Origin of the sequence: Hydrocoleum sp. CS-953 (assembly GCF_002260545.1) — a bacterium.
Taxonomy (GTDB): domain Bacteria; phylum Cyanobacteriota; class Cyanobacteriia; order Cyanobacteriales; family Microcoleaceae; genus Trichodesmium.
In genome coordinates, this window is sequence record NZ_LGSU01000723.1 from 1 (window position 1) to 4,392 (window position 4,392).

Consider the following 4,392-nt stretch of genomic DNA (forward strand, 5'->3'; position numbering starts at 1 on the left):
AAAAGAAGAGGATTGACGAACAGGAAAATTTTTATTTATTATCCCCTTAAAAGGGGAGGCTTTAAACCACAATATTTCGGTAATTATTCCCAAGGGTCGGGAAATAATTCCTCTTCAGTTAATAAATTATTTTCCGACTTATCCTGTGATTCTAAACTGTTAGATTCACTGACTTGTTTGTCTTTCTGTTGAGATGTGTTGGTTTGAGGAGATTTTTTCCTCTGACGAATATTTTCTAGTTCCTTGGGGTGTTTCCATTTGCTGCCAGGATTAAGACGATAGGTATTGGTGCGCCTAGTGGGGGATTTTTCCTTTCGCAAAATACCTGCTTCACACAGCACTCTGAGAACTTCCAAAACCATCCTTTGGCTCATACCGCAAGATTCAGCCATATGTTTCTGGCTTGCGTAACACCCATGCTTTGGCCCCTCTCTACGGGATACATGACCCAGTATTCTGAACTCATAAAGATTTAGGCCATATTCATCTACTGCGCGACTGATAAATATTGGTTTTTTGTCATCTGCGTGAGGTTTCCAGTTTTCGTTGGGCTTTGGATTTCTGGCTTTGACATTTTTGGGCATAACACGATCACTGATTAATTTAAAAATAGTTTTTTGTCTAGCAAATGTTTGTCTAATAGTTTTGTAAATTTTTCTGAAGATTTGCCTCACGACTTATTTGTGCATCTCTAAGACATACTATTGACGGCAAATTCCATTTTTGTCAATTACATTTCTATTTATACAAATACTTGTAAAACAATATTTTTAGGATGTAGTTATGTAACTGATTTACATAAAAACCATTGCCTTAAGTAAATCTCATATTTTATGTGCATCCCGAAAACACATACGCACAGGAACATATAGAAAATACGCACTACATAACATAGTTTAACCTATAAAAACTTTGCTATACAAGGAATATAGATAAGTAAATTCCTATTTTTTTAGGAAAATGTCTTATAGTTGAGTAAATTCCTAATTTTTTTAAACCTTATGGTCGTAGTAGGCCAATAAATGGCTAACTGCCAAACAAAAAAAATCCCAACTCGACCACTATGGCCGAATCGGGAGGCTGAAAATTAACGTTACTTCAATTATGAAACAAGATTCTCAAAATAACAGACAAACTTTCGGAGATGAAATCCGAGCCGCAAAAGAATTTGCTGATTCCTATGGGCCAGAATTGCTAGACCGTCTGCTCCGAGTAGTGGAAAATGACCACAAGATGCCAGACACTTCACAAACAACTGTAAATCTCCAGACAAATAACATTTTGCAAGAAGTGGAAAAGGCAGGATTTCAGCTTAACCACTGGCTAACAGAATTGATTTTAAACACCAATGTTGAAGTAGTGCGAAATGCTATGGCAGTCGTTGCAGTATATCGTCGTCGGAGAATGACCACCTTACGCAACCCAGAAGGAATGCTTGTCGAAGCTATCCGAAATCGGTGGAGACCTCATATTTCTGCCTAAAAAATATCCGTTTATTTACCAAACCTTGCTAATAAAAAATAGCAAGGTTTTTCTCAAGCACTCAAGATTAATTTTGAACATAGCTAAAACAAAATGCAGCAATTTATAGACAGCAAAAAAATCTCAGAATTATTCAGCAGAATAGAATACCTAGAGGAAAAAGTTATCACTCTACAAAATCGGTTAGTTAATGTTGAATATGATGTGGGGGTAACTAATAGCAACCTCAGAGATAAAGTGAAAGAATTAGAGTTTTTTCCAAATCCCTATTCCGATGAAGGAGAAGCAAATTGTAACTTCAACATTTAGGTTGTAGTCGGAAAATAAATAGTGCGAGCATCCTGCTCGCCAATATTCATATTGGAATATAGCAAAAATTTCAGGTGAGCAAATACTATTTGATTTATTGCAAGTTTCTGTGATTAAATCTTTGCCTACCATACAGACAGTTAATTTGGATCTATACCCAAATCCCCCAATTGCCATTATATGCTACAGTGACAATTTAAGTTAAAGTAATCAAAACTACATCCCGCACTTCAAAACATAGTATAAAAATGAGCGCAAGCTACCGATTTTTATGCTGCTTTTAATGTTACAAATTGACGTGCGGAATGTGAGATAAAAAATCAAAACCATGAAAAAAATCAAGATTGACTTCAGTGCATTCCAGCGTTTTTGGGTAGTAGCCAAACCATACTGGTCTTCAGAAGAAAAATGGGGAGCAATTGGCTTGCTGTTTCTCATAATAACTTTGACAATAGTATGGGCTAATCTGGGAGTCTTTCGCAATGCCCAGCAAGGACAATTTATTTCATCCCTGGCAGAGCAAGATGCAGCAGGATTCTGGCAAGCTGTACAGAGGTTTTTAGGAGTATATCTTCTCAGTGTACCTGTTATAGCCACTGTTCACTTCACTCAAGATAAGCTCCGTCTGTTCTGGAGAAATTGGATGACGAATCGGTTTCTAAATCAATATCTCAGCGATCGCGCTTTTTACGATCTCAATTCAGAGAAAATTATTGACAATCCCGATCAGCGGATTTCTGAAGATATTAGAACTTTTTGCGATGAGTCAGTCAAGTTCTTCACAATTTTTACCAGAGCCATTATGGATATTATTAGTTATGGAGCGCAACTTTGGTTCATTTCTCACACTCTAGTAACTAGCATGGTATTTTATGCCTTTTTCGGCATCCTGATTACAACAGTTGGATTTGGAAGTATCTTAGTTCCACTGAAATTTCAACAACGGAAAAAAGAAGCAAATTTTCGATTTGGGTTAGTTAGAATTCGGGAAAATGTCGAATCCATAGCTTTTTATCAGGGTGCATTGCGGGAATTAGAAAATGTTAAAAAACTCCTTCAGGATGCCTTAAGAAATTATCATCGAATCGTTGGTTGGGAGAGAAATATGGAGGTATTTAGCAATGGATATGAGTTTATCGCCTATATATTACCTGCTTTAATTGTTGGTCCAATGATATTGTCTGGTCAAACGGAAGTGGGAGTCTTAACAGTAGCAAGCGGAGCATTTTTCAGGGTTTTTAGGTCTTTAATTGTCATTATCACACGGTTTGAGCAAATGACTGATTTTGTTGCAGGTATCGAGCGTCTCGAAAGTTTTAGTAAGTTGATGGAGGAACCGAAAGTATCTCATCCAGAAGGCACTACGACAATTGATACGGTTGAAGATTCACGTTTAAGCTTACAACATCTTACGTTACAAACTCCCAACTATCAACGAACTTTAGTTAGGGATGTATCTGTAGATGTACAACTAGGGGAAGGACTCTTAATTGTAGGGGTGAGTGGTTGCGGCAAGAGTTCTATTTTGCGAGCGATCGCTGGTTTGTGGAAGTCTGGAACTGGTGCAATTTACCGAGCGAAATTAGAAGAAATTCTTTTCTTGCCTCAGCGTCCCTATATTATTTTAGGTTCTCTACGCGATCAACTGCTCTATCCACGCACTGACCTAAATATTTCTGATGCAGAAATTTATCAAGTTCTAAAAGAAGTTAACCTGCCAGACTTAGCTGAAAGGTTAGGTGGTTTAGATGCTATTGAAGACTGGGAGCATGTGTTGTCGATAGGAGAACAACAGCGGGTTGCTTTTGCCCGTTTGTTACTGACTCAACCTCGTTATGCAATTTTAGATGAAGCAACTAGCGCTTTGGATGTGAAAAATGAACAAAATCTCTACAAACATTTGCAAAGTCTATCGACTACATATATTAGTGTGGGGCACCGCCCGACTTTGTTGCCATATCACCAACAAGTTTTAGAAGTAGTTGGTGATGAAACTTGGCGAGTGAGTTGTGCCCAAGATTACAAATTTTTAGCAAGTGGTTAATTTCTTGGTAGATGAGTCAGAGCGATCGCCTACTTATATCATAGTCAGTTTAATGATTATCAAAAAAATTGGCACAGTAATTATCTCTGTGCTACATATTTGCGGAGCATTCCGTTAGCTGAAACGGTCCAGTAGGGTGTGTTATTGATAGCGTAACGCACGATCCATAAAAATAAAAATCAACCGTACGAATAAAACTGTAGAAAATCGTGACAGGTTTTATCTTGATATTGGATTAACCAATACTGGCGCTCTCGGCGCAGCTCACTATTCCCATCCTCCGGAATGCTACGCAAACGGCAGTAAATGCCTCTGGGAATTTCTTGTCTTATATTTGAAGACTGCCATTAACATCGGCATTAATGACTATACCAGTTCCACTCAAAAATAAACCACGTTTGACTCGTTTACCCCCATAAGTTTCATGTTTAATTGGTTCCTCAAGGTCAAGGGCAGATGTTTTGCTTGTATACCTTTCCTCTGTTTCAATCACCTTGATTCCTGCTAGCTGACATTTATAAGTAATTTGCTTGGGCTTTCTTATCATGTGGTATTTG

At 37.8% G+C, this 4,392-nt stretch carries 6 protein-coding genes; 4 read left to right on the forward strand and 2 right to left on the reverse strand.

The genetic code is table 11. The features are described 5' to 3' along the window. Positions 1 to 83: 83 nt before the first annotated feature. A complete protein-coding gene (locus tag AFK68_RS08530) occupies positions 84 to 584 on the reverse strand; it encodes a helix-turn-helix domain-containing protein (protein ID WP_143437693.1) in 501 nt (166 codons plus the stop codon). A gap of 520 nt (positions 585 to 1,104) precedes the next feature. Here AFK68_RS08530 and AFK68_RS08535 point away from each other — a divergent pair. The 4 genes from AFK68_RS08535 to AFK68_RS43365 all read left to right on the forward strand — a co-directional run bounded on the left by AFK68_RS08535 (position 1,105) and on the right by AFK68_RS43365 (position 3,953). Next, positions 1,105 to 1,482: a hypothetical protein gene (locus AFK68_RS08535; protein ID WP_094672363.1), complete on the forward strand. Its 378-nt coding sequence runs from the start codon at positions 1,105 to 1,107 to the stop codon at positions 1,480 to 1,482. A gap of 93 nt (positions 1,483 to 1,575) precedes the next feature. Beyond that, positions 1,576 to 1,791 carry a hypothetical protein gene (locus AFK68_RS08540; protein ID WP_094672364.1) on the forward strand — a complete coding sequence of 72 codons (216 nt, stop codon included), beginning with the start codon at positions 1,576 to 1,578 and terminating at the stop codon, positions 1,789 to 1,791. A 328-nt stretch (positions 1,792 to 2,119) separates the two neighbouring features. Then, on the forward strand, positions 2,120 to 3,835 hold the full coding sequence (locus AFK68_RS08545) for an ABC transporter ATP-binding protein/permease (RefSeq protein WP_094672365.1): 1,716 nt from the start codon (positions 2,120 to 2,122) through the stop codon (positions 3,833 to 3,835). Continuing rightward, on the forward strand, positions 3,828 to 3,953 hold the full coding sequence (locus AFK68_RS43365) for a hypothetical protein (RefSeq protein WP_256386517.1): 126 nt from the start codon (positions 3,828 to 3,830) through the stop codon (positions 3,951 to 3,953). The genes AFK68_RS08545 and AFK68_RS43365 overlap by 8 nt, the downstream gene beginning before the upstream one ends. Positions 3,954 to 4,163: 210 nt before the next feature. On the opposite strand, the gene AFK68_RS08550 is transcribed toward AFK68_RS43365, so the two are convergent. Beyond that, the coding region (locus tag AFK68_RS08550; protein ID WP_210407307.1) for a zinc ribbon domain-containing protein at positions 4,164 to 4,392 on the reverse strand (229 nt) is incomplete at its 5' end.